A 20495-nucleotide genomic window follows, 5' to 3' on the forward strand; every position below is an offset into this window, starting at 1 on the left:
TGCCGGAAAAGCCCTCACAACCTGGCACGCGGCCCGGTGAGGAGCAGGCCGCCGAGGATCGCCGCCGTGCCCAGGACCGGGGCGAGGCCGGGGGCGAAGCCGTACACCATGAGCAGGACCAGACCGGTGCCGACCAGCGCGGCGGCCGGGCCGGAGGTGGCCCACGAGGGCTTGCCGTACGGCAGCGCGGGCGGCTCCTCGAAGCGGGCGAAGAGCCGCACGAGCGGCCACATCACCAGCGTCAGCAGCCCGAACCAGACCGGCCACCCCAGCAGCCAGCCGGCGCTGCCCGGAGAAGGCGTGTCGATGCCGAACGCCACCACGACCACCCCGGTCACCGCGAACAGCGCCGGCATGTGCCACAGGTACACCGTCATGATCCGCGGCCCCGCCCAGGCCAGCGCCTTCCCGGTACGCAGCCGCACCAGCCACGGCCGCAGCAGCATCGCCAGCCCGATCTGCCCGAACGAGACCGCCAGCATGGCCAGCGTGGGCGGCGCCATGTTCGAGACCGCGGCGCCCGGCAGCCCGATCATGCTGCCCGGGTAGGGGCCGAAGGCCACCAGCAGCGCCGCCGCGCCGAACCCGGCCGCGGCCATCAGCGCCGGGCGGCGCAGCCGTCCCTCGGCGTAGAAGAAGCCGAGCTGGTGCACGGCCAGCCAGACGAACACCACGTTGGCGTAGCCGAGCGCCTCCACACCCGAGGTGAAGCGGACCACGTCGCTCACGACCGCCCCCGCGGCCAGCACCGCCACGACCCGCCAGCCGAAGCGCCCGTGCGCCTTCATCATGTACGGCGTCAGCGTGACCGCGATCAGGTAGACGGCCAGGAACCACAGGAGCTGCCCGGCCAGCCGCGCCCCCATCTCCAGCGGCTGGGCGGGCACCCCCGTGGCGGCCAGCAGGTGCGGCAGCGGGATCCACACCGCGGCCAGCGGCAGCAGCGGCCAGGCCAGGCGGCGCAGCCGTACGTTGAGCCACTGCGGCGCCCCGGCGTGCGCGCGGCCGAAGCTGATCGCGTTGGCCGCCCCGCCGGCGAAGAACACCAGCGGCATCACCTGGCTGATCCACGTGACCACCCAGACCCCCGGGGTGGCCAGGGCGTTGCCCGTGGTCAGCCGGCCGCCGTCGTAGCCGAGCACCGGGATCGTCCAGTGCTGCAGCACCACGAGCGCCATCCCGAAGACCCGCAGCAGGTCGATGAAGGTGTCGCGGCGTGCGGGCGCCTGGACGACCCGCCTGGGTGGGTGGTCGAGCAGGACGGTCATGGGGGCCTCGATTCGGTGGAGAACGTGATGAACCAAGGCTTCCGGCGCGGCGCGCGCGGCACAGTGACGCCCGCCGCCCTCTTCGGGGCAAGATCCCACTACCCGGTTTGGTAGTGCTGGCCCTACCCGGGAAGGCGTGCACGCCAGGTCGTCGCAACGGGGGCGGGGCCGTAGCGTTGAGGCCATGCGCTCCCTGACGAGACGAGTCCTGCTGGACTCGCGCTACACCCTGGTCGGCTTCCCGACGGCCGCGATCGCGTTCGTGCTGATGGTGGCCGGTTTCGCCGCGGGCGTGGGCACCGCGGTGGTGTGGATCGGGCTGCCGATCCTGGCCGGCACGCTGATGCTGGCCCGCGCCTTCGCGGAGGGCGAGCGCGGCTGGCTGTCGGACGTGCTGGGCCGCCCGCCGGTGCGCCCCCGCTACAAGCCGGCGCCTGCCGGCGCGGGCCGCCTGCGCCGCATGGTCAACCCGCTGACGGCCGGGCAGTCGTGGCTCGACCTGCTGCACGGCATCCTGAACTTCCCCATCGCGATCGTGTCGTTCGTGCTCACGCTGGTGTTCTGGGCCATACCGCTCGCGGGGCTGACGTACCCGATCTACGGGTTCTTCACCTCGCAGATCCCCGGAAACCAGGAGCTGCCGGGCCTGCTGGGGCTCGGTGACGGCTACGGGATCAACGTCGCCTTCCACGTCGGGCTCGGCCTGATCGGGCTGGTCCTGCTGCCGTTCGCCACCCGGGCGGCCGCGCTGCTGCGCGCCGCGCTCGGCCGCGTGCTGCTGACCGGCGTCGCCGAGCTGCAGGAGCGCATCACGGACCTGTCGGAGTCCCGCTCGGCCGCCGTGTCCGCCGAGGCGAACGCGCTGCGCAAGCTGGAGCGCGACATCCACGACGGGCCGCAGCAGCGCCTGGTCTCCCTCGCGATGGAGCTGTCACGGGCGCAGCGGCAGATGCAGAAGGACCCCGAGGCGGCCCAGGTGACGATCAAGGAGGCCATCAGCGCCACCCGCGAGACCCTCGACGAGCTGCGCGCGCTCTCGCGCGGCATCGCCCCGCCCATCCTGTCCGACCGCGGCCTCGCGCCCGCGCTGGCCGCGGTGGCCGGGCGCTGCACCGTCCCGGTCGACCTCGACGTGCAGACCGCCAAGCGCTACCAGGCCGCCGTCGAGAACGCGATCTACTTCGTGTGCGCGGAGACGCTGACCAACGTCGCCAAGCACAGCCGGGCGCAGAGCTGCACGGTCCAGCTCGTCGAGACCGGTGACACGCTCATGTTGATCATCGGCGATGATGGTGTCGGCGGCGCACACGTCGCCAAGGGACACGGTCTCGCCGGACTGGCCGACCGGCTGCGCGCGGTGGACGGCGAGCTGACGGTGCAGTCACCGGACGGCGGGCCGACATTGATCGTGGCGGAGGTTCCGTGCGGGTAGTGGTCGCCGATGACGCGGTGCTGATCAGGGAGGGCCTGGTCAGGCTCCTGGAGGAGTTCGGCTGCGAGGTGGTGGCCACGGTGGGCGACGGTGACGCGCTCGTCGAGGCCGTGGCCGAGCACCGGCCGGACGTGTCGGTGGTGGACGTGCGGATGCCGCCGTCCTTCACCGACGAGGGGCTGCGCGCCGCCGTCGAGGCGCGGCGCCGGGTGCCCGGGGCGCCGGTGCTGATCCTCTCCCAGTACGTCGAGGTCTCCTATGCCGACGATCTGCTCGCCGACGCCAGGGGCGCGGTCGGCTACCTGCTCAAGGACCGGGTCGTCGACGTGGAGGAGTTCCTGGAGGGCCTGCGGCGGGTCGCCGCGGGCGGCACGGTGTTCGACCCGCAGGTGGTGTCGCAGTTGATGGTGCGCAGGCGGAAGGACGACCCGCTCGCCCAGTTGACGCCGCGCGAGCGCGAGGTGCTCGGGCTCATGGCCGAGGGCAAGTCGAATCCGGCGATCGGGCGGCAGCTCGTGATCAGCGACGGCGCGGTGGAGAAGCACATCCGCAGCATCTTCGCCAAGCTCGGGCTCTACGCCGAGGACGGTGACCAGCACCGCCGCGTTCTGGCCGTCCTGGCCTACCTGCGGTCCTGACGCGTTTCGCGTGGCGTGGGGTTCGCCTGTGGAGGGGTGGCGGGGGGTGCGGGCCGCCCGCCGTACGCGCACAGGGGTTCGCGCGCGCCCGCGCCTGACGGGCGCGCGAGAGGCCGGCCGGTCCGCGCGGCAGAGCGCGCGGACCCTGGCGGCTCGGCTGTCTAGCCGAGCGCGTCGACCAGCTTCTTGCGCTGCTGGGCGCCCAGGCCGCCGAGGCGGCGCTTCTCGTCGACGCCCGCCTCCTCCATCAGCGCCGTCGCCTTGGCCGGGCCGACGCCCTTGACCGCGCGCAGAGCCTGGGAGACCTTGATCTTCTTGGCGATGTCGTCGTCGCGCTCCAGCAGTTGCGCGAAGCTCAGCTCGCCGGCCTTGACCTTGGCCAGCAGGGCGGTGCGGGCGGCGCGAGCCTCCGCTGCCTTCTCCAGCGCTGCCTTGCGCTGCTCAGGGGTAAGGGTAGGAAGTGCCATCGGATTTCTCTCCTCGGGGATTTACGGACTGTTACCCGTGGTGCAGTGGCTAATCATGGCGGATACCAGCGGTTCGTGTTGCGGAAAGTGGCCGCTCAGCCCGTCCGCCAGACCTCGGCGGCGGCTTCGGCGCACGCGACGTCCTGCGCGACCGTCCCTCCGCTGACCCCTATCCCGCCGACCACGCGTTCTTCCTCACCGTAGTCCGCCCACAGGGGTATGCCACCTCCGAAACAGATGAATCGGTCCCCGGCCAGCCCGAAAAGCTCACCTCCCGGCGCCGTCAGCCGGGCCAGCTCCGCGGTGGCTCTGCGGTGGGCCACCGAGGTGTACGCCTTGCCCGGCGCAAGCACGGGACCTGCGATCTCAGCGCCTTCCATGCGCTGAAACGTCACCAGATGCCCACCGGCGTCCACCACCGCGACCGACACCCGAGCCCCCTCCCTGCCCGCCTGCTTCAAGGCCGCCTCACACATGCGCAGTGCGATCTCCAGGTTCACGCGACTCTCCCCAAGTCCCGAAATCTCCAGATCCATGTGTACGGCTCCCGCCGACCCCCACGCAAGATCGTCGAGCACCTGTTCGGAAGTCGGGTACATCCCTTGTCGGTGGTTTTCATCACATCTCGGATCTCGGGCGTGTCGCGGCTGGTGAAGCTCACTTCTCACAGTGAAATTTTTTAGTATGATCGCAATATGTCACTTCGGATGGCCCTGCTGACGCTCATCGCCGGAGCGCCGCGCAGCGGGTACGACATCGGCCAGGAGTTCGACGGCGTCCTCACCTTCGTCTGGCACGCCAAGCCGACGCAGGTCTACCCGGAGCTGAGACGGCTGGCCGCCGAAGGGCTCATCAGGGAGCAGGCGGAGGGGGCCAGGGGGCGCCGGCCGTACGAGATCACCGAGGCCGGGACGCGGGCGCTCCGGGACTGGCTCGTGACCACCTCGGCCGACCACGCGCAGCGCAACGAGACCGTGCTGCGCTCGTTCGCGCTGTGGGTGGTCGCGCCCGCGGAGGCGGCGGACTTCCTGCGTGAGGAGCTGGAGTACCACCGGGCCAGGCTGCGCGGGCTGCGTGCCCTGCGCAACGGGCTCGACCTGCGGCTCGCGCCCGACCGCGCGGCCCTGCTCGGGGTGGAGGCGGGAGTGCGGCGGCTGGAGGCCATGGTGTCGTGGGCGGAGTGGGCCATCGAGACCGTCTCCCACTGGCCCGCGCCGGTGGGGACGGAGCGCTCGTGAGCGGGCTCGGATGGGCGGAGTTCGGCGACCCGGCCGGACGGCCCGTGGTGTTCGTGCACGGCTACGCCTCCTCGCGGCAGGCCGCGGGGTGGACGCTGGCGGGCGACCTGCTCGCGCGCGCGGGACTGCGGGTGCTCGCCCCCGACCGTCCCGGCTACGGGCGCACGCCGCCGATGCCGCCCGGCCAGTGGACCGCTCGGGTGGCGGCGCGGCTCGAAGGGCTGGGGCCGGTCGTGGTCGCCGGCGTCTCCATGGGCGCCTCCGCCGCGCTGCGCCTGGCCGTGGCCCGGCCCGGCCAGGTGGCGCGGGTGGCGCTGCTGTCCGGCATGCCGCCCGTGCCCGCCCACGCGTGGTCGCCCGCCGCCAAGGCAGACGCCTTCTACTGGCGGCTGGCCCGCCGTACGCCGTGGCTGCTGCGCGGCCTGTGCGCGGTCTCCGCCCGCGCGATGGCCTCGGCCGGCGCGCGCGTCATCCCGCGCGTCGAGCGTGCCCTCCCCGCCGCCGACCTGGAGGTCTTCCGCGCCCGAGCCGGTACGGCCCAGGCCGCGTTCCTGGCCGACGCCGCCGAGAGCGGCAGGCAGGGCGGCGCGGCGATGTCCGACGACCTGCTCGTCCACCTGCGTCCGTGGGACTTCGCGGTGGAGGAGGTGAAGGCCCCGGTGTGGCTGCTCCACGGCGTGGACGACCCGAAGGTGCCGGTGGAGCTGGCCAGATCCCTGGCCGCGCGGCTGCCCGGCGTCGAGGCCGCGTACCTGCCCGGCGGCCACTTCGCGCCCTTCGCCGACCAGGAGGCGCTCATGGCCGTGCTCGGGGGTTCCAGGATCTGAGACCCTCCGGGGTCAGGAACGCGTCGAACACCGACTCCATCGCCCCCAGCAGCGCCCCGCTCCACCCCAGCTCCGACGGGACCAGCTCGGGCAGCCGTTCGGCCCGGATGCGCATCAGCCCGGCCAGGAAGCCCTCCGACAGCGCCGCCCGCCCCTGCGTGAACAGCTCCACCCCGAGCCCCGACAGCGTGACGATCTCCGGGTCGTGCGCGTTGACCAGGGCGGCGATGCCCCGGCCCAGGGCGCGCGCGCCCGCGCCGACGGCCGCCGCCGCCTCGGGGTCGCCTTCCGCGTCCCTGGCCAGGATGGCCTGCGCCTGGTCACGGCCCCGGCCGCCGCCCGCGGCCAGGCCCAGGTGGCGCAGCAGCGCGTTGGCGCCCACCTCCATCCCCCAGCACCCCGTGGCCCCGCACGGGCACGGGACGGCGCTGCCGGTCAGCGGCATGTGCCCGAACTCCGCCCCCACCCCCGTCGCGCCGCCCAGCGGGCGCCCGTCGACGACGAGCACGCCGCCGAGGTCGAAGTCCACGTGCAGGTGCAGGCCCACCCGCACGCCCGCCATCCGCCCCCGTCTCGCCTCGGCCAGCGCCGCGAACGCCGTGTCGTTGCCCACGTGCAGCGCCGTGCCCGCCGGGACGCCCGACGCCGCCAGCCTGGCCCGCGCGTCCACGGCGTGCCAGCCCAGGTGGGAGACCTCGACGAGGCGGCCGTCGCGGACCGGGCCGGGGACGGCCAGGCCGATGCCGATGGTGCGGGAGCCGTACCTCTCAAGGCCAGCGCGCAGCGCGCCCGCGAGCGGCGTGAACGCGCCCTCCGCCGTGCCGTCGTGCGGGCGCGCGGCCAGCGGCGTGGAACGGCCGCCCAGCTCGCACGCGGCGATCTCCCAGCCGTCCTCGCGCAGGTCGACGGCCAGGGCGATGGGGCCGTCACGGTGGGGTCCCGGGACCTGGGTGGGACGGCCGCGGCCGTGCTCGGCGGAGGGTTCCTCGTGCAGGAGGTGGTCCTCGCTCAGCGCGGTGACCAGCACCGACGCCGTGCCGCGGGCGAGGTCGAGGTCCTTGGTGAGCTGCGACCGGGTACGGCTCGCGCCGCAGTCGTGCACCGCCCGCAGCAGCCGGGCCCTGTTGTGCTCGCGCAGCTCGACGCTGGTTGTGGCCCCGGTCACTGTTCGCATCCCGTCATTGTGGCGGCCTCCTCGTTCTTATTATGCTCTAGGCGTGAACAAAATGGTGGCCAGGCGTGCGCGACAGGGTGTGTTCGGACTCTTCTTCCTCAGCGGGCTCGTGGTGGGCGTGTGGGCGGCCGGGCTGCCCTCGCTCAACGACCGCCTCGACCTGGGCCCCGCCAGGCTGGGCACCGCGCTGTTGCTGATCTCCTTCGGGGCGCTGGTGTCGATGCTCGTCGCCGGCCCCGTCGTGGACCGCTGGACGAGCCGGCGGGTGTGCTGGTTCGCCGGGCCGCTGTCGGCGCTGGCGCTGCTCGCCCCGGCCCTCGCGCCCTCCTACCCGATGCTGCTGGTGTCCGCCGTGGTCTTCGGCATCGGGATCGGGGTGGTCGAGGTCGGCATCAACGCCCACTCCGTCGAGGTCGAGCGCGTGTACGGCCGGCCGATCATCTCCGCCTTCCACGGCACGTGGAGCCTGGGCGGCGCGGCGGCCGGCCTGATCACCTCGCTGGTCCTGAAGCTGGGGGTGAGCGGGCAGACGTTGCTGGTGGCCACGGCCGTGGTCGTGCCGTTCCTGTACGTGCCCGCCGTGATGCGGCTGCTGCCGTCCGTGCCGCCCGCCGAGGGCGACGGTACGGCCGCCGCCCCCGGCAGGGCCGTCGGCCTGCGGTGGGGCCTGATCGCGCTGCTCGGGCTGGCGGCGTTCGCCGGTCACCTGAGCGAGGGCGCGGCCATCGACTGGGCCGCCCTGCACGCCCGCTGGATCCTCGGCACCGACCCGGCCGCCGCGCCGCTGGCCTACACGATCTTCGCGGTGGCTATGACGACGGTACGGCTGCTCGGCGACCCGATCCGGGCCCGGCTGGGCTCGGTGCGCACGATCCAGCTCGCCGGTGTGCTGGCCACCTGCGGATACGTGCTGGTGCTCGTGGCGCCGCTGACGGGCTCCTCGGTGGTGCGGGTCGTGGTGGCGTGGGCCGGGTGGGCGCTGGCGGGGGTCGGGCTGGCCACCGTGGTCCCGGTGATCTTCAGTGCCGTGGGGGCCGCGGGCGGGCCGGTGGGCAAGGCTCTGTCGCTGGTCACGGCCTTCGGATACTCGGGCTTGCTGATCGGCCCGGCGGTGCTGGGCTTCGTGGCCGAGGCGTCGTCTTTGCCGGTGGCGCTGGTGATCCCGGCGGCGCTGGCGGCGGTGGTCGCCCTGGCCGGCAGCCCCTCCATCCGAGCCCTGACCACCCACCCCACCCCCACCCCCGTCTCCACCCGCGACTAACCCCCGCCCCGGTCACCTTCCTGGGGCGGAGGCGCTCGGGTGGCTGGGCTTGGTGCGCGTTGCGCCGGTCTCCGCCGTCGGGGTGCTCGCCGTACCGGCGCGGACAAGCGTGGGGTAGGCACCGGGGTGCCGGGGTGCCGGGGTGCCGGGGTGCCGGGGTGCCGGCGGGGTGGAAAGTTACTTGGGAGGGTTGCTTTGGGTCAATCTAGGGGTTGACCTGGTGTTACGGGATCGTGACTTGACCTCATGATGACGGACGGGTTTCATGAGGCCAACTCAGTAAACGTTTACAGATGGCTGTCTGTCACCGTTTACCTCCCCGGAAGGAAAGCTGTGGCCGACGGACCCACGATCAACACGATCGCCGAGCGTGCGGGCGTCTCCATCGCCTCCGTCTCGCGGGTCCTGAACGGCCTGCCGACCCGCCAGGAAACCATCCGCAAGGTCCTGGCCGCCGCCGAGGAACTCGGTTACGTACGCAACGCCGTAGCCCGCAGCCTCAAGTCCAGGCGCACCAACCAGGTCGCCTTCGCCATGGCCGACATCGGCAACCCGGTCTACCTGGCCATGGTCCGCCAGATCCAACCGGTGCTCAAGGCCGCCGGCTACCGGCTCGTGCTCCACTCCACCGACGCCATCGCCGCCGACGAGATCGACGTGCTGCACAGCCTCGGCGAGCGCTACGTGGACGGCCTCATCCTGAGCCCCCTGCGCGTCACCGGTGCCCACCTGGAGTCGCTCAAGACCGCCCGCGCCCCCGTCGTGATCATCGGCTCGGTTCCGGACGGCACCCGGGTGGACAACGTCCGCGCCGACTCGCGCACCGGCGTACGGCTGGCCCTGGACCACCTGTACGCGCTCGGCCGCCGCCGGATCGCGCTGGTCAACGGTCCCCTGGACACGGTGCCCGGCGCGTCGCGAGGCGCCGCCTACGCCGAGGCGCTGGGGGATCTCGGCCTGCCGTACGAGGACGGGCTGGTGGAGATCGGCGACTTCTACCGGGCCGACGGCGCGCGGGCAGTGGCCGCGCTGCTTGCCAGGCGGCCCGATCTCGACGCGCTCATGTGCGCCAACGACCTCATCGCCCTCGGCGCGCTCGACGTGCTGCGCGCCGCGGGCCGGCGGGTGCCCGAGGACGTGGCCGTGGTCGGCATGGACGACACCGAACTGGCCGCCGCCTCCTACCCGTCGCTGACCAGCGTCTCGCTGGGCTCGGCCGAGCGTGGCAAGGCCGCCGTCGAACTGCTGCTGGACCGGCTCCTGCACGGCGACCGCGAGCCGCGCCTGGTGACGGTGCCGCCCCGCCTCGTGGTGCGCGCCTCGACCTCGGGTGAGGCGCCCGCACTGCCGTACGACCTGACGATCGATCCGGCGGGAGCCCTCGCGGGGGCGGCTCCCGGCGACAAGAGCACGGCACAGGAAGGAGGCGCCGGATGACGGCGACCGCGACCAGACCGGCGCCCAGCCCGCCGCGCCCGCGGCGCGGCGGTGGCGGCTCGCGCCGCGACCGCGAGATGTGGCTGCTGATGTTGCCGGCGCTGGTGCCGGTCCTGCTGTTCAGCGTGGGACCGCTGCTGTACGGCGTGGGCCTGGCCTTCACCGACGCCCGCGCCACCCGGAACCGGGAGATCAGTTTCACCGGTCTGGAAAACGTTTACGAACTGCTCGGCGACGCCGACTTCTGGTCCTCGTTCAAGATCGGCCTGATCTGGTCGGTGTCGGTGACGGTGCTGCAGTTCCTGGCCGCGCTGGGCCTGGCGCTGCTGCTGAACCAGAACCTGAGGTTCAGGGGCGTGGCCAGGGTGCTGGCCGTGGTGCCGTGGGCGATGCCGCCCGTGGTCATCGGCCTGATGTGGAAGCTCGTCTACCACCCCGACGCCGGAATCCTCAACAGCATGCTCGGCACCGACGTCAACTGGCTGGCCGACTTCTCGCTCGCGCTGCCCGCGATCATCGTGGTCGGCGTCTGGACGGGCATGCCGCAGACGACGGTGGTCCTGCTGGCGGGGTTGCAGAGCGTGCCGAAGGAGCTGTACGAGGCGGTCGAGGTCGACGGCGCGGGCCGCTGGCGGCGCTTCTGGAACATCACGCTCCCGCAGCTCCGCCCGGTCATCGTGGCGATCACCTCGCTCGACTTCGTGTGGAACATCAACCAGTTCGGCTTGGTCTACGTGCTCACCGCCGGTGGACCGGGCGGTCAGACAAGGCTGCCGATGCTGTTCGCCTACGAGGAGGCGTTCCGCTACCGCTTCTTCGGCTACGCCTCCATGCTGGGCGTCGCGTTCGCGATCGTCGTGCTCGCGGTGCTCGGCCTGTACCTGTGGCGGCAGATGAAGGAGGCCAAGTGAAGCGCCTGCCGAGCTACGCGGCCCTGCTCGCCTACGTCGTCTTCCTGGCCTTCCCGCTGGTCTGGCTGCTGTCGACGGCGCTGAAGACGCCGCAGGAGATGGCCCAGCTCGACCCGACGTGGATCCCGCGCGAGCCGACGCTGGCCAACTTCGCCGACGCCTTCGGCGAGCAGGACCTGACCGGCGCGGCCCTGCGCAGCCTGGTCGTGGCGATCTTCAGCAGCTTCATCACCGTGCTGATCTCGCTGCCGGCCGCGTACGCCATGGCCCGCTACCGCAGCCTGGTCAACCGGGTGGCGATCGGGTGGGTGCTGGTCAGCCAGGTCTTCCCGTTCATCCTGATCATCATCCCGCTGTTCATGGTGCTGCGTGAGCTGGAGCTGGTGAACACGCTGCCCGGCCTGGTGGTCGTGCACGTGACGTTCACGCTGCCGTTCGCGCTGTGGATGCTCCAGGGCTACGTGCGGGCCGTGCCGCCGGAGCTGGAGGAGGCCGCCTCCGTGGACGGCGCCGGCCGCCTGCGCGCGCTGGCCAGCGTCGTCGCGCCGTTGCTCGCCCCCGGTGTGGTGGCGACCCTGCTCTTCTCGTTCATCTCCTCATGGAACGAGTTCCTTTTCGCGCTCGTGATCCTTCAGGACCCCGACGTGATGACCCTCCCGCTGACGCTGGTGCGCTTCACCGGCCCGGAGGGGGTGGCCAGGCTCGGCCCGCTGGCCGCGGCGTCGCTCATGGCGACGATCCCGAGTCTGATCTTCTTCGCAATCATCCAGCGGCGATTGAGGTCCGGCCTGATGGCCGGCGCCGTCAAGGGCTAGGAGGCTCATATGCGAATCAAGTCCGCTCTGGCGGCAGCGGCGATCGTCGCTGTGGCCGCGGCCGGCTGCGGCAGCGGCGGCAGCGGTGGAAGCGGCGAGGCGGCCAAGCCCGGCGAGCCGGTCAAGCTGAACTTCCTCAGCCTCGCCTGGCAGAAGGAGTCCCTCGCGGCGAACAAGGAGCTCGTCGAGGAGTGGAACAAGGCCAACCCCACCATCCAGGTCACCTACGTCCAGGGAAGTTGGGACAACGTCAACGACCAGCTCGTGACCCAGTTCGCCGGCGGCACCGCCCCCGACGTCATCCACAACGACTCCCCGGCGCTGTCGGGCTTCGCCGCCGACGGCTACCTGCTCGACCTCAAGGACAAGGTCCCGGCCGAGCTGAAGAGCGACATCCCGCAGGCCGCGTGGGACACCACGACGTTCGACGACGGCAAGGGCAACCAGGGCGTGTACGGCGTGCCGTTCCTGCAGGAGTCGCAGGTCATCATCGCCAACAAGAAACTGCTCGACGAGGCCGGCGTACGCGTGCCCACGGCCGACAACCCGTGGACGTGGGACGAGTTCTCCGCGGCCGCCAAGAAGATGACCAAGGGCGGCGACTTCGGCGTCGCCTGGCCGATGAAGTCGCCGGTCAACAAGACGCTGAACCTGGCGCTCAACTTCGGCGGCAAGTTCTTCGAGACCGCCGCCGACGGCAAGACCACCGTCAAGGTCGGCCCCGAGGAGCGCGAGGTGCTCCAGCGCATCCACGACCAGCTCTGGAAGGACAAGTCGGCCGACCCGGCCGCGCTCGGCCAGGGCACCGCCGACCCGCTGCCCGCCTTCTACAAGGGCAAGTTCGCGCTGCTACCGGTCGGCGTCTACCTGCGCCAGCAGGTCGTCGAGCAGGCGCCGGAGGGCTTCGAGTGGGTGACGCTGCCCGGCCCGAAGGGCACCACGACCGAGCAGGGCGCGGTCTCCCAGACGCTCTCGGTCGCCCAGGAGAGCAAGCACCCGGACGAGGCGATGAAGTTCATCTCGTTCTTCCTCAACGGCAAGAACCAGGCCAAGCTCGCCAAGGGCGACTGGCTGCTGCCCACCTCGCAGGCCGCCGCCGCCGACCCGTCCATGACCACGAAGGAGAACGGCTGGGACGTGGCGACCGCGTCCGGCAAGAGCCTCGTGGTGGCGCCCTTCCTCAAGGTGAAGGGCTTCGACGAGTGGAAGAGCAAGGTGGCCACGCCGGTGCTCCAGCAGTACTTCGCCAACAAGATCAGCCTCGACGAGGCGGCGAACAAGCTGGTCACCGAGGGCAACTCCGTGCTGGAGCGGTACCAGAAGTGAACCATCGCGACAGGGCCCGCGGGTGTCTTCTCGGCCTGGCGGCCGGGGACGCCCTCGGGGCCCCTGCGGAGAACCTGACCCCCGAGCAGATCGCCGCCCGCTGGGGCCGGCTCACCGAGATCGAGGGCGGCGGCACCGACGACACCGAGTACGCCATCTTCGCCGCGTCCCTGCTGTTGCGCCACGGGCACGCGCTCACCCCCGCCGACGTGGCCGTCGCCTACCGCGGCGAGATCATCCCGCTGGTCACCGGGCCGATGCGCGGGGCCGGGTTCTCCGAGCTGGGCACGGTCCAGGCGCTGCGCCGCGGGCTGGAGCCGCCGCTGACCGGCCGCGTGCACCAGCACGGCTGGTCGGACGGGCTGGCCATGCGGGCGGCGCCGTACGGGATCTTCTGCCCGGGAGATCCCGCGGAGGCGGCGCGGCTGGTGGAGCAGGACGGGCTGGTGAGCGGCGACGGCGAGGGCATCCTCGGCGGGCGCGCGGTCGCCGGCGCGGTGGCCGCGGCCATGGCCGGCGCGCGGCCGCGACAGGTCGCGGACGCCGCGCTCGCGGTGATCCCCGCCGACTCGTGGACGGCCCGCGCGATCGCGCGGGTGCTCGACGTCCTGGCCGACGGTACGGCGGGCGACCTCGGTCCCCGGCTGCACCGGGCCGTCGTGGTCAGGCACTACCCCTGGACCGACGTCGCCCCCGAGGCCGTCGCGCTGGCGCTGGCCGCGTTCCTGGCGGGGGAGGGCGACGTGGAGGCTTCGGTGACGTTCGGCGTCGGCCTCGGCAGGGACGCCGACACCATCGGCGCCATCGCCGGCGCCATGGCCGGGGCGCACCAGGGCGAGGCGGGCGTGCCCAGGCGCTGGGCCGAGCGCATCGGCCCCGCCACCGGGAAGTGCCTGCCCGTCGTGAAGGGCAGACATGTGCTGGACGTCGCCGACGAACTGGCGAAAGGACGCTGACATCGATGTCGGGGGACAGGATCAGGGGAGCCTTCGCCGGGCTCGCCGTAGGGGACGCCGCCGGGTGGCCCGCCGCGCGCCACAGGTCCGCGCTGCACGCTCCGTGGAGCCGGCGCCTGCACCGTGAGCTCGACCTCTTCGCCGAGGAGCACCGGGTTACGACGCTGCCGGTGCCGTTCGCGCTGAACCAGCCGACCGCGCCGCTGGCGCTCGGCCCGTCGGACGACGCCGAGTGGCTGGCGTGGACCGTTCTCACGCTGCGCCGCCCGCGGGCCGAGGCGTTTCGCGAGCTTGCCGGCAGGCAGGACGTACGCGCCAGGATCTCCGTGGCCAGCGCGCTGGACAACCTGGCCAGAGGCGTGGAGCCGCCCGCCAGCGGCCACGACAACCCGCACTTCTTCGACGACGCCGCCGCGATCAGGGCGGTGGCCTTCGGCGCCGCCGGGCTCGATCCCGAGGAGGACGCCCGGGTGACCAACTCGGGCGACGGCGTCCTCGGGGCCAGGGCGGTCGCGGCGGCGATCGGCGCCGCCGTCGGCGGGGCGCCGGTCTCCGCGGCGGTCGAGGCGGCGCTGGCCGTCCTGCCGGAGGACACCGCGATCGGGCACAACGCGCGGCTGGCCGTACAGGCGGGCAGGAAGGCGGGCGAGGCGTTCGGCGCGGTGCCCGCGCTGGACGCGGCGCTGCTCGACCACGTCTACAGCTACGCGGTGGGCGCGGCGCAGACCGTGCCGATCGCGCTCGCGCTGGCCGAGGCGTCGGGTGGCGCGCTCGGACCGGCAGTCTCCGCGGCGGCCTGCCTGGCCGCCACGGCGGACTCCGCGCCCGCGCTCGCGGGCGCGATCACCGGAGCGTGCGGGGGGTACGGCGCGATCCCGGAGGGGTGGATCGCGCCGGTTCGCACGCTGGCCGGATGCTGCCTGCCGGAACTGGCGGGCAGGGATCTCCTGGAACTCACGGAAGGACTGACATGACGCCGCTTGAGGACAAGGCCGCCGGCTGCGTGGCGGGGGCCGCGGTGGGGGACGCTCTGGGCGGTGCCACGGAAGGCTGGACTCCCGAGCAGATCACCACCCGGTACGGCGGGCCGGTCGAGGGCATCGTGCCCCCGTACAACGAGGACTGGCGCAACGCCCGCCCGATCGCCCCGTACCACAAGGGCGACGGCCACATCACCGACGACACCCTGATGACGCACGCGCTGATCCGCGTGTACGAGAAGACCGGGCGTCACCTGGACGCCTACTCCATGGCCGAGCACTTCGTGCCGGAGCTGATGGGCGAGCGGGTGTGGATCCCCGAACTGGAGGCCGAGGCGCTGCCGCTGCAGCGGATCTTCCTGGCCGAGAAGTGGATCGTGGCCCGCCTGCACTACGGCCACGCCGACCCGCGCGAGGCCGGCGTGGGCAACATCGTCAACTGCGGCGCCGCCATGTACGTGGCCCCGGTCGGCGTGGTCAACGCCGGCGACCCCGACGCCGCCTACGCCGAGGCGATCGACCTGACCGGCGCCCACCAGTCCAGCTACGGCCGCGAGGCGGCGGGCGTCATGGCCGCCGCGGTCGCCGAGGCCATGCGGCCGGGCGCCACCGTGGACAGCGTGATCGCCACCTCGCTCCGCCTGGCCAAGGACGGCACCCGCGCCGCCATCGAGGCCGTGTGCGGCGCCGCGGTGGACCTCGGGCACTGGGACGGCTCGTTCGAGCGGCTGCGCGCGGCCATGCGGCCCTTCGACACGGTCGCCGACACCTACCGCGACCAGGGTCTCGGCGCCCGCCGGCCGAGCCGGGTGCACAGCATCGAGGAGCTGCCGCTGGCGCTGGCGTTCCTGGTCATCGCCAAGGGCGATTTCAGGGAGACGGTGCTCGGCGGCGTGAACTACGGCCGCGACGCCGACTCCATCGCCTCCATGGGCGGGGCTGTCGCGGGCGCGCTCGGCGGGCTGGACAGCGTGCCCGCCGCGTGGGTCGAGGCGGTTGGCACGGCCAGCCGTACCGACATCGTGGCGCCGGGGCGGGCGATCGCCCGGGTGGCCAGGCGCGTCCACACCGCCGACCTGGCCCGCAGACGTGCCCACGAGGACGCCTTCGCCGCGCTGGCGGGCGAATGATCCGCCTCACCTGGGTGCAGCCGGAGGACCTGATCGGCCATGAGCTGCGGCAGGCCGAGGAGGACGGGCGGGCCGCGGCCCATCCGGCGCGCTTCGCCGCGATCGCCGGGGAGTGGCACGCGGCGGGCGGCCACGACGCCCCGCCGCGCGCCGGCGCCTCGGAGCCTGGGGCGGCGCGGCTGCGCGGGCTGGCCGGCGACCTCATGGACCGGCTGGCCGAGCTCGGCTCCCCGCTGGAGGAGCCGGGCGAGCTGAGCGAGATCATCGCCGCCTGTCCCGCGTGGCCGGACCCCGAGCCGGCTGTGCCCGATCCGGCGCGGGTGCTGGCCGCCTGGCAGGGACGGGCGGCCGGCTGTGTGCTCGGCAAGCCGGTGGAAAAGATCCCGCGCGCGGGCGTCAGGCAGATCGCCGAGGCCACCGGGAACTGGCCGATCACGTCCTGGTTCACCGCGAAGGGCCTGCCCGCCGAGGTGGCGGAGCGGTGGCCGTGGAACCGGCGCAGCGCGGTCAACTCGCTGGCCGAGAACATCGACGGCATCCCCGAGGACGACGACCTCAACTACCCGCTGCTCGCGCTGACCGTCCTGGAGCGGCACGGCCACGCGTTCACCACCGACGACGTGGCCAAGCTGTGGCTGGACGAGCTGCCGGCCGGCCGTACGTTCACCGCCGAGCGCGTCGCCTACCGCAACCTGCTCGACGGCCTGGAGCCACCGCAGACCGCCGCCTACCGCAACCCGTTCCGCGAGTGGATCGGCGCCTTCATCAGGGCCGACGTCTACGGCTGGGTCAACCCGGGCGATCCGGCCGCCGCCGCCGTGCACGCCTACCGTGACGCGCGGCTGACCCACACCGCCAACGGGCTCTACGGGGCGATGTTCGTCGCCGCCATGTGCGCCCGCGCCCTGGTGGGCGCGGACGCCGAGGAGGTCGTGGCGGCGGGCCTGTCCGTGGTGCCCGAGCGCTCCCGCCTGCACCAGGCGGTACGGCAGGCCGTCGCGTCGGCCCGCGCCGCCGACGACTTCGAGCAGGTCGTGGACGGCCTGTACGAGCGCCACGGCGGCCTGCACTGGGTGCACACGATCAACAACGCGGCCCTGACCGCCGCCGCCCTGGTCCACAGCGGCGGCGACTTCACCAGAGCGATCGCCGGCGCCGTCGCGGGCGGCTGGGACACCGACTCGGCCGGCGCCACCGCCGGTTCGATCGCCGGCGCGCTGGCCGGGCGGGTGCCCAAGCAGTGGATCATGCGGGACCGCCTGTCCAGCAGCCTCACGGGCTTCGATGGAGTGGGGCTGGCGGAGCTGGCCCGCCGTACGCAGGAGATGATGAGGGCATGATCTCGGTCTTCGGCAGCGCGAACATGGACCTGGTCGCCTACGTCGCGCGGGCGCCCAGGACGGGGGAGACCGTCACCGGGCGCGCCTTCCGCACGATTCCCGGCGGCAAGGGCGCCAACCAGGCCATCGCCGCGGCGCGGGCGGGCGGGCGCGTGGCGTTCCTGGGGGCCGTGGGCGAGGACGCGTTCGGCGCCGAGATGCGGGACACGCTCGCCGCGGCGGGGGTGGACGTCAGGGGCCTGCGGCAGGTGCCCGGTTCCAGCGGGATCGCGCACATCGTGGTCGACGACGACGGCGGCAACTCGATCATCGTGGTCCCCGGCGCCAACGGCACCGTGACCGGGCCCTCCGGCGACGACCTGGCGGCCATCGCCGGGTCGGAGGCGCTGCTGCTGCAGCTCGAACTGCCCCTGGAGGCGGTGATCGGGGCCGCGCAGGCGGCTCAGGTGTCCGGCGCGCCGGTCATCCTCACCCCGGCGCCCGCGCGGCCGCTGCCGGAGGAACTGCTGGACGCCGTCACCCTGATCGTCCCGAACGAGCACGAGGCCGCCGCCATCACCGGCGTCTCCGAGGCCGGTGCGGCGCTCGACGCGCTGCTGCGACGGGTGCCGGAAGCGGTGATCACGCTCGGGGCGGAGGGGGCGCTCTACGGCTCGCGGGCCGGTGAGCGGCTGCGGGTGCCCGCCGTGCCGGTGCGGGCGGTGGACACGACGGCGGCGGGGGACACGTTCGTGGGGGCGCTGGCCGTGGCGCGTGGCGAGGGGCTGGCTCCCGCCGAGGCGCTGCGGTTCGCCTCCGCGGCGGCGGCGCTGTCGGTGCAGCGGGAAGGGGCCAGCACGTCGATGCCCGGCCGCGCGGAGATCGACGCGTTCCTGAGCGGCTGATCGGGTCAGTGCGGCGAGCGGGTTGCCAGGCGGGCGGCGATCCAGGCCGCCACCTCCTCGATCAGGGTCTGGTCGACGGGCTTGGCGTACTGCCTGCCGTACGTGCGCTGTGAGGCGGGGCCGGGGTCGCGGCGCAGCAGGTGCGTGAGGTCGGGCACCCTGCGGACCTCGGCGGGACCGGGGACCACGGCGGCGAGGGTGTCGAGGTCGGCGGGATCGACCTGCACGTCCTTGGCGCCCGTGACGGCCAGCAGCGGCACGCGGACCTCGGCGAGGTCCGTCTTGGGGTCGTAGGTGAGGAACTCGCGCATCGACCGCGCCGGGATCGTGAAGCCGTACAGGCGCGCGACGTCGCCCTTCGTCGCCTTGATCCGGGCCGTCAGCCGGGCGGCCAGGCCGCGCAGCGTGCCGCGCCCGAACAGCCGCGCCAGCAGGCGCATCGGCCACGACAGGCCCTCGGCGTCCTTCATCGCCGCCCACCACAGCAGCGTCTCCTCGCCGGTCTTGGTGTGGCCGGAGATCATCACCACGGCCGCGGCGCCCTCGTGCGCCCCGAGCGCCGCGGCGTGCAGCGAGCCCTCGCTGTAGCCGGCGACGCCGACCGCGCCGATCTCCGGCAGCCCGGCGAGCTCGCGCAGGGCCGCGGCGGCGTCGGCGCGGTGCTGGTAGAAGCCGGTCGCACGCCAGTCGCCCGGGGTGGCGCCGACGCCGCGGCGGTCGTAGCGGTAGGTGGCCACGCCCTTGGCGGCCAGCGCGGCGGCCAGCGGAGCGCCCAGGAGGGTGGGGGCCTTGGCGAGGTTGCCGTCGCGGTCGTACTGGCCGGGCATGAGCAGGAGCACCGCGGGGTGCGGGCCGTCGCCGTCCGGCAGGGTCAGCGTGCCGGAAAGGCGCAGCCCGTCGGCGGCGGTCAGGCTCAGGTCTCGTTCCATGGGGACATCCAATCTTCACGATATGTCGCGTCAACGCTATCGCTCGCTGCGAACGTTCGCAAGAGTTGAGAATGGTCGCATGCCATGAAACCATAGATCCGTGGACGCCTTGGAACTCTTCGCCCATCCGGTACGGCTGCGCATCGTGCACGCCATGGCCGGGCAGCGGACCCTGACCACCGCCCAGCTCTGCGAGGTCATCCAGGACGTGTCGAAGGCGACCGTGTACCGGCACGTCGGGATGCTGGCGGAAGCCGGGATCCTGGAGGTCGACGGCGAGGAGCGGGTCCGGGGCGCGGTCGAACGCCGCTACCGGCTGCGCGGCGAGCGCGCGGCCATCGAGCCCGAGGCCATGGGCCGGCTGTCGCCCGAGGAACACCGCCGCGTCTTCGCCGCCGCCGTCGCCACCCTGCTCGCGGAGTTCGCGGCCTACGTGGAGCGGGACAACGCCGACCCCCTCGCCGACGCCGTCGGCTACCGGCAGCACGCCGTCTGGCTCGATCCGCAGGAGCTTCAGGAACTGATCGCCGGGATGCGGGCGGCGCTCGTCCCCCACTTGGGGAACGCGCCCGCGCCCGGACGGCGGCGCTACCTCATCAGCCCGATCCAGTTCCCGATGGAGGAGTCCTAGCCGGTGAGGTGGTGGGCGCAGTCGTCGCGGTAGCGCAGGGTGACCTCGCGGATCCTGGCCGGGTTCTCCGTCACCGCGCGGGAGACCGAGGGGATGACGGCGTGCCGTACGTCGGCGAACAGGCGCGCGAGATCGGACGGAGAGGCGCCCTGGGCGCCCAGGCCGGGCGCGAGGATGGGGCCGTTCAGCGTGGACAGGTCGAAGGCCGGGTCGGCGACCGTGGCGCCCACCACGACGCCGATCGAACCGAGCGGCGAGGCGCCCTGGTTCAGGCTCGCCACGGCGCCGAACACCTGGTCGGCCACCCGTGACTGCAACTGCTCGGCCTGCGGGTTGGAGGTCCGGGCCAGGATGAACAGCCCGGCGTCGTTGGTGTGCGCCTGGCGGATCGCGGGGGCCAGCGAGGCCAGGCCCAGGTACGGGCTGACCGTCAGCGCGTCGGAGGCCAGCGGGCTGCCGGGGTCCAGGTACGCCTCGGCGTAGGCGATCATGGTGGACTCGACGTCGCCGCGCTTGGCGTCCAGGATCACCAGCGGGCCCGCGGCGCGCAGGTCGCGGACCGTGCGCTCGAGCACCGCCAGGCCGCGGCTGCCCCAGCGCTCGTAGAAGGCAGACTGCGGCTTGACCACGGCGGCCACGTCGGAGATCTCCTCCACGACCGTGCGGCTGAACCGCTCCAGGCCCGCGGGGGAGTCGTCCAGGCCCCAGGCGAGCAACTGGGCGGGGCTCGGGTCCAGGCCGACGCACAGAGGTCCGTACTTGTCCAGTCTGGAGCGCAGGCGCGCCCCGAACGTCTCTTCCATCACAGTGACCCCCCTTTACGCGCCGCAGCCTAACCGGTTCCAGGGGCA

General features: G+C 73.1%; 21 protein-coding genes. 15 read left to right on the forward strand and 6 right to left on the reverse strand.

The window, feature by feature from the left end:
* Positions 1–14 precede the first annotated feature (14 nt).
* Positions 15–1268, reverse strand: coding sequence for an acyltransferase (locus tag ACIBEJ_RS14670; protein ID WP_397183190.1), 1254 nt, complete (start codon positions 1266–1268; stop codon positions 15–17).
* A gap of 184 nt (positions 1269–1452) precedes the next feature.
* Between ACIBEJ_RS14670 and ACIBEJ_RS14675 the strand changes: the two genes are divergently transcribed.
* Complete coding sequence (locus ACIBEJ_RS14675) at positions 1453–2700, forward strand: sensor histidine kinase (protein WP_397183191.1); 1248 nt, start codon at positions 1453–1455, stop codon at positions 2698–2700.
* A complete protein-coding gene (locus ACIBEJ_RS14680) occupies positions 2691–3338 on the forward strand; it encodes a response regulator (protein WP_397183192.1) in 648 nt (215 codons plus the stop codon). The genes ACIBEJ_RS14675 and ACIBEJ_RS14680 overlap by 10 nt, the downstream gene beginning before the upstream one ends.
* A 161-nt stretch (positions 3339–3499) precedes the next feature.
* Here ACIBEJ_RS14680 and mihF read toward each other — a convergent pair whose 3' ends face one another.
* Entirely contained in the window at positions 3500–3805 is a 306-nt protein-coding gene (gene mihF, locus ACIBEJ_RS14685; protein ID WP_184962109.1) for an integration host factor, actinobacterial type, read from the reverse strand.
* A gap of 95 nt (positions 3806–3900) precedes the next feature.
* Positions 3901–4341: a heme-binding protein gene (locus ACIBEJ_RS14690; RefSeq protein WP_397183193.1), complete on the reverse strand. Its 441-nt coding sequence runs from the start codon at positions 4339–4341 to the stop codon at positions 3901–3903.
* Positions 4342–4500: 159 nt separating this feature from the next.
* Between ACIBEJ_RS14690 and ACIBEJ_RS14695 the strand changes: the two genes are divergently transcribed.
* Positions 4501–5043, forward strand: a complete 543-nt coding sequence (locus ACIBEJ_RS14695; protein WP_397183194.1) for a PadR family transcriptional regulator — start codon at positions 4501–4503, stop codon at positions 5041–5043.
* Positions 5040–5870 (forward strand): alpha/beta fold hydrolase, encoded by an 831-nt coding sequence (locus ACIBEJ_RS14700; protein WP_397183195.1) that lies wholly within the window; start codon positions 5040–5042, stop codon positions 5868–5870. Before ACIBEJ_RS14695 ends, ACIBEJ_RS14700 begins: the two co-directional genes overlap by 4 nt.
* On the opposite strand, the gene ACIBEJ_RS14705 is transcribed toward ACIBEJ_RS14700, so the two are convergent.
* Entirely contained in the window at positions 5839–7044 is a 1206-nt protein-coding gene (locus ACIBEJ_RS14705; protein ID WP_397183196.1) for an ROK family protein, read from the reverse strand. The two genes, ACIBEJ_RS14700 and ACIBEJ_RS14705, sit on opposite strands and share 32 nt — an antisense overlap.
* 52 nt (positions 7045–7096) lie before the next feature.
* Between ACIBEJ_RS14705 and ACIBEJ_RS14710 the strand changes: the two genes are divergently transcribed.
* From ACIBEJ_RS14710 to rbsK, 10 genes are all read left to right on the forward strand, one after another.
* Positions 7097–8305: an MFS transporter gene (locus ACIBEJ_RS14710; RefSeq protein ID WP_397183263.1), complete on the forward strand. Its 1209-nt coding sequence runs from the start codon at positions 7097–7099 to the stop codon at positions 8303–8305.
* Positions 8306–8638: 333 nt separating this feature from the next.
* Entirely contained in the window at positions 8639–9742 is a 1104-nt protein-coding gene (locus ACIBEJ_RS14715; RefSeq protein WP_397183197.1) for a LacI family DNA-binding transcriptional regulator, read from the forward strand.
* Positions 9739–10653 carry a carbohydrate ABC transporter permease gene (locus ACIBEJ_RS14720; RefSeq protein WP_397183198.1) on the forward strand — a complete coding sequence of 305 codons (915 nt, stop codon included), beginning with the start codon at positions 9739–9741 and terminating at the stop codon, positions 10651–10653. The genes ACIBEJ_RS14715 and ACIBEJ_RS14720 overlap by 4 nt, the downstream gene beginning before the upstream one ends.
* Complete coding sequence (locus tag ACIBEJ_RS14725) at positions 10650–11468, forward strand: carbohydrate ABC transporter permease (RefSeq protein ID WP_397183199.1); 819 nt, start codon at positions 10650–10652, stop codon at positions 11466–11468. Before ACIBEJ_RS14720 ends, ACIBEJ_RS14725 begins: the two co-directional genes overlap by 4 nt.
* 9 nt (positions 11469–11477) lie before the next feature.
* Positions 11478–12794 (forward strand): ABC transporter substrate-binding protein, encoded by a 1317-nt coding sequence (locus ACIBEJ_RS14730; RefSeq protein ID WP_397183200.1) that lies wholly within the window; start codon positions 11478–11480, stop codon positions 12792–12794.
* Positions 12791–13750: an ADP-ribosylglycohydrolase family protein gene (locus tag ACIBEJ_RS14735; protein WP_397183201.1), complete on the forward strand. Its 960-nt coding sequence runs from the start codon at positions 12791–12793 to the stop codon at positions 13748–13750. Before ACIBEJ_RS14730 ends, ACIBEJ_RS14735 begins: the two co-directional genes overlap by 4 nt.
* A gap of 5 nt (positions 13751–13755) precedes the next feature.
* Complete coding sequence (locus tag ACIBEJ_RS14740; RefSeq protein WP_397183202.1) at positions 13756–14724, forward strand: ADP-ribosylglycohydrolase family protein; 969 nt, start codon at positions 13756–13758, stop codon at positions 14722–14724.
* The gene (locus ACIBEJ_RS14745; RefSeq protein ID WP_397183203.1) at positions 14721–15860 is read left to right on the forward strand and encodes an ADP-ribosylglycohydrolase family protein; all 1140 of its coding nucleotides are present in this window, start codon (positions 14721–14723) and stop codon (positions 15858–15860) included. The genes ACIBEJ_RS14740 and ACIBEJ_RS14745 overlap by 4 nt, the downstream gene beginning before the upstream one ends.
* Positions 15857–17200, forward strand: a complete 1344-nt coding sequence (locus ACIBEJ_RS14750) for an ADP-ribosylglycohydrolase family protein (RefSeq protein ID WP_397183204.1) — start codon at positions 15857–15859, stop codon at positions 17198–17200. The genes ACIBEJ_RS14745 and ACIBEJ_RS14750 overlap by 4 nt, the downstream gene beginning before the upstream one ends.
* Positions 17197–18084 carry a ribokinase gene (rbsK, locus tag ACIBEJ_RS14755; protein ID WP_397183205.1) on the forward strand — a complete coding sequence of 296 codons (888 nt, stop codon included), beginning with the start codon at positions 17197–17199 and terminating at the stop codon, positions 18082–18084. The genes ACIBEJ_RS14750 and rbsK overlap by 4 nt, the downstream gene beginning before the upstream one ends.
* Positions 18085–18089: 5 nt before the next feature.
* On the opposite strand, the gene ACIBEJ_RS14760 is transcribed toward rbsK, so the two are convergent.
* Entirely contained in the window at positions 18090–19013 is a 924-nt protein-coding gene (locus tag ACIBEJ_RS14760; protein ID WP_397183206.1) for an alpha/beta hydrolase, read from the reverse strand.
* Between the two features lie 100 nt (positions 19014–19113).
* On the opposite strand from ACIBEJ_RS14760, the gene ACIBEJ_RS14765 reads away from it, so the two are divergent.
* A complete protein-coding gene (locus tag ACIBEJ_RS14765; protein WP_397183207.1) occupies positions 19114–19644 on the forward strand; it encodes a helix-turn-helix domain-containing protein in 531 nt (176 codons plus the stop codon).
* Here ACIBEJ_RS14765 and pyrF read toward each other — a convergent pair.
* On the reverse strand, positions 19641–20447 hold the full coding sequence (pyrF, locus tag ACIBEJ_RS14770; RefSeq protein ID WP_397183208.1) for an orotidine-5'-phosphate decarboxylase: 807 nt from the start codon (positions 20445–20447) through the stop codon (positions 19641–19643). The genes ACIBEJ_RS14765 and pyrF overlap by 4 nt on opposite strands.
* Between the last annotated feature and the right edge of the window lie 48 nt (positions 20448–20495).

The organism is Nonomuraea sp. NPDC050790, assembly GCF_044456745.1.
Lineage (GTDB): Bacteria > Actinomycetota > Actinomycetes > Streptosporangiales > Streptosporangiaceae > Nonomuraea.

Excerpts from the sequence above, each read along its gene's own strand:
- ACIBEJ_RS14730 (WP_397183200.1), top strand. The coding sequence starts at position 11,478 with ATGCGAATCAAGTCCGCTCTGGCGGCAGCGGCGATCGTCGCTGTGGCC.
- pyrF (WP_397183208.1), bottom strand. The coding sequence starts at position 20,447 with ATGGAAGAGACGTTCGGGGCGCGCCTGCGCTCCAGACTGGACAAGTAC.
- ACIBEJ_RS14670 (WP_397183190.1), bottom strand. The coding sequence starts at position 1,268 with ATGACCGTCCTGCTCGACCACCCACCCAGGCGGGTCGTCCAGGCGCCC.
- ACIBEJ_RS14705 (WP_397183196.1), bottom strand. The coding sequence starts at position 7,044 with ATGCGAACAGTGACCGGGGCCACAACCAGCGTCGAGCTGCGCGAGCAC.
- ACIBEJ_RS14740 (WP_397183202.1), top strand. The coding sequence starts at position 13,756 with ATGTCGGGGGACAGGATCAGGGGAGCCTTCGCCGGGCTCGCCGTAGGG.
- mihF (WP_184962109.1), bottom strand. The coding sequence starts at position 3,805 with ATGGCACTTCCTACCCTTACCCCTGAGCAGCGCAAGGCAGCGCTGGAG.
- ACIBEJ_RS14675 (WP_397183191.1), top strand. The coding sequence starts at position 1,453 with ATGCGCTCCCTGACGAGACGAGTCCTGCTGGACTCGCGCTACACCCTG.
- ACIBEJ_RS14695 (WP_397183194.1), top strand. The coding sequence starts at position 4,501 with ATGTCACTTCGGATGGCCCTGCTGACGCTCATCGCCGGAGCGCCGCGC.
- rbsK (WP_397183205.1), top strand. The coding sequence starts at position 17,197 with ATGATCTCGGTCTTCGGCAGCGCGAACATGGACCTGGTCGCCTACGTC.
- ACIBEJ_RS14760 (WP_397183206.1), bottom strand. The coding sequence starts at position 19,013 with ATGGAACGAGACCTGAGCCTGACCGCCGCCGACGGGCTGCGCCTTTCC.
- ACIBEJ_RS14750 (WP_397183204.1), top strand. The coding sequence starts at position 15,857 with ATGATCCGCCTCACCTGGGTGCAGCCGGAGGACCTGATCGGCCATGAG.
- ACIBEJ_RS14720 (WP_397183198.1), top strand. The coding sequence starts at position 9,739 with ATGACGGCGACCGCGACCAGACCGGCGCCCAGCCCGCCGCGCCCGCGG.
- ACIBEJ_RS14710 (WP_397183263.1), top strand. The coding sequence starts at position 7,097 with ATGGTGGCCAGGCGTGCGCGACAGGGTGTGTTCGGACTCTTCTTCCTC.
- ACIBEJ_RS14690 (WP_397183193.1), bottom strand. The coding sequence starts at position 4,341 with ATGGATCTGGAGATTTCGGGACTTGGGGAGAGTCGCGTGAACCTGGAG.
- ACIBEJ_RS14745 (WP_397183203.1), top strand. The coding sequence starts at position 14,721 with ATGACGCCGCTTGAGGACAAGGCCGCCGGCTGCGTGGCGGGGGCCGCG.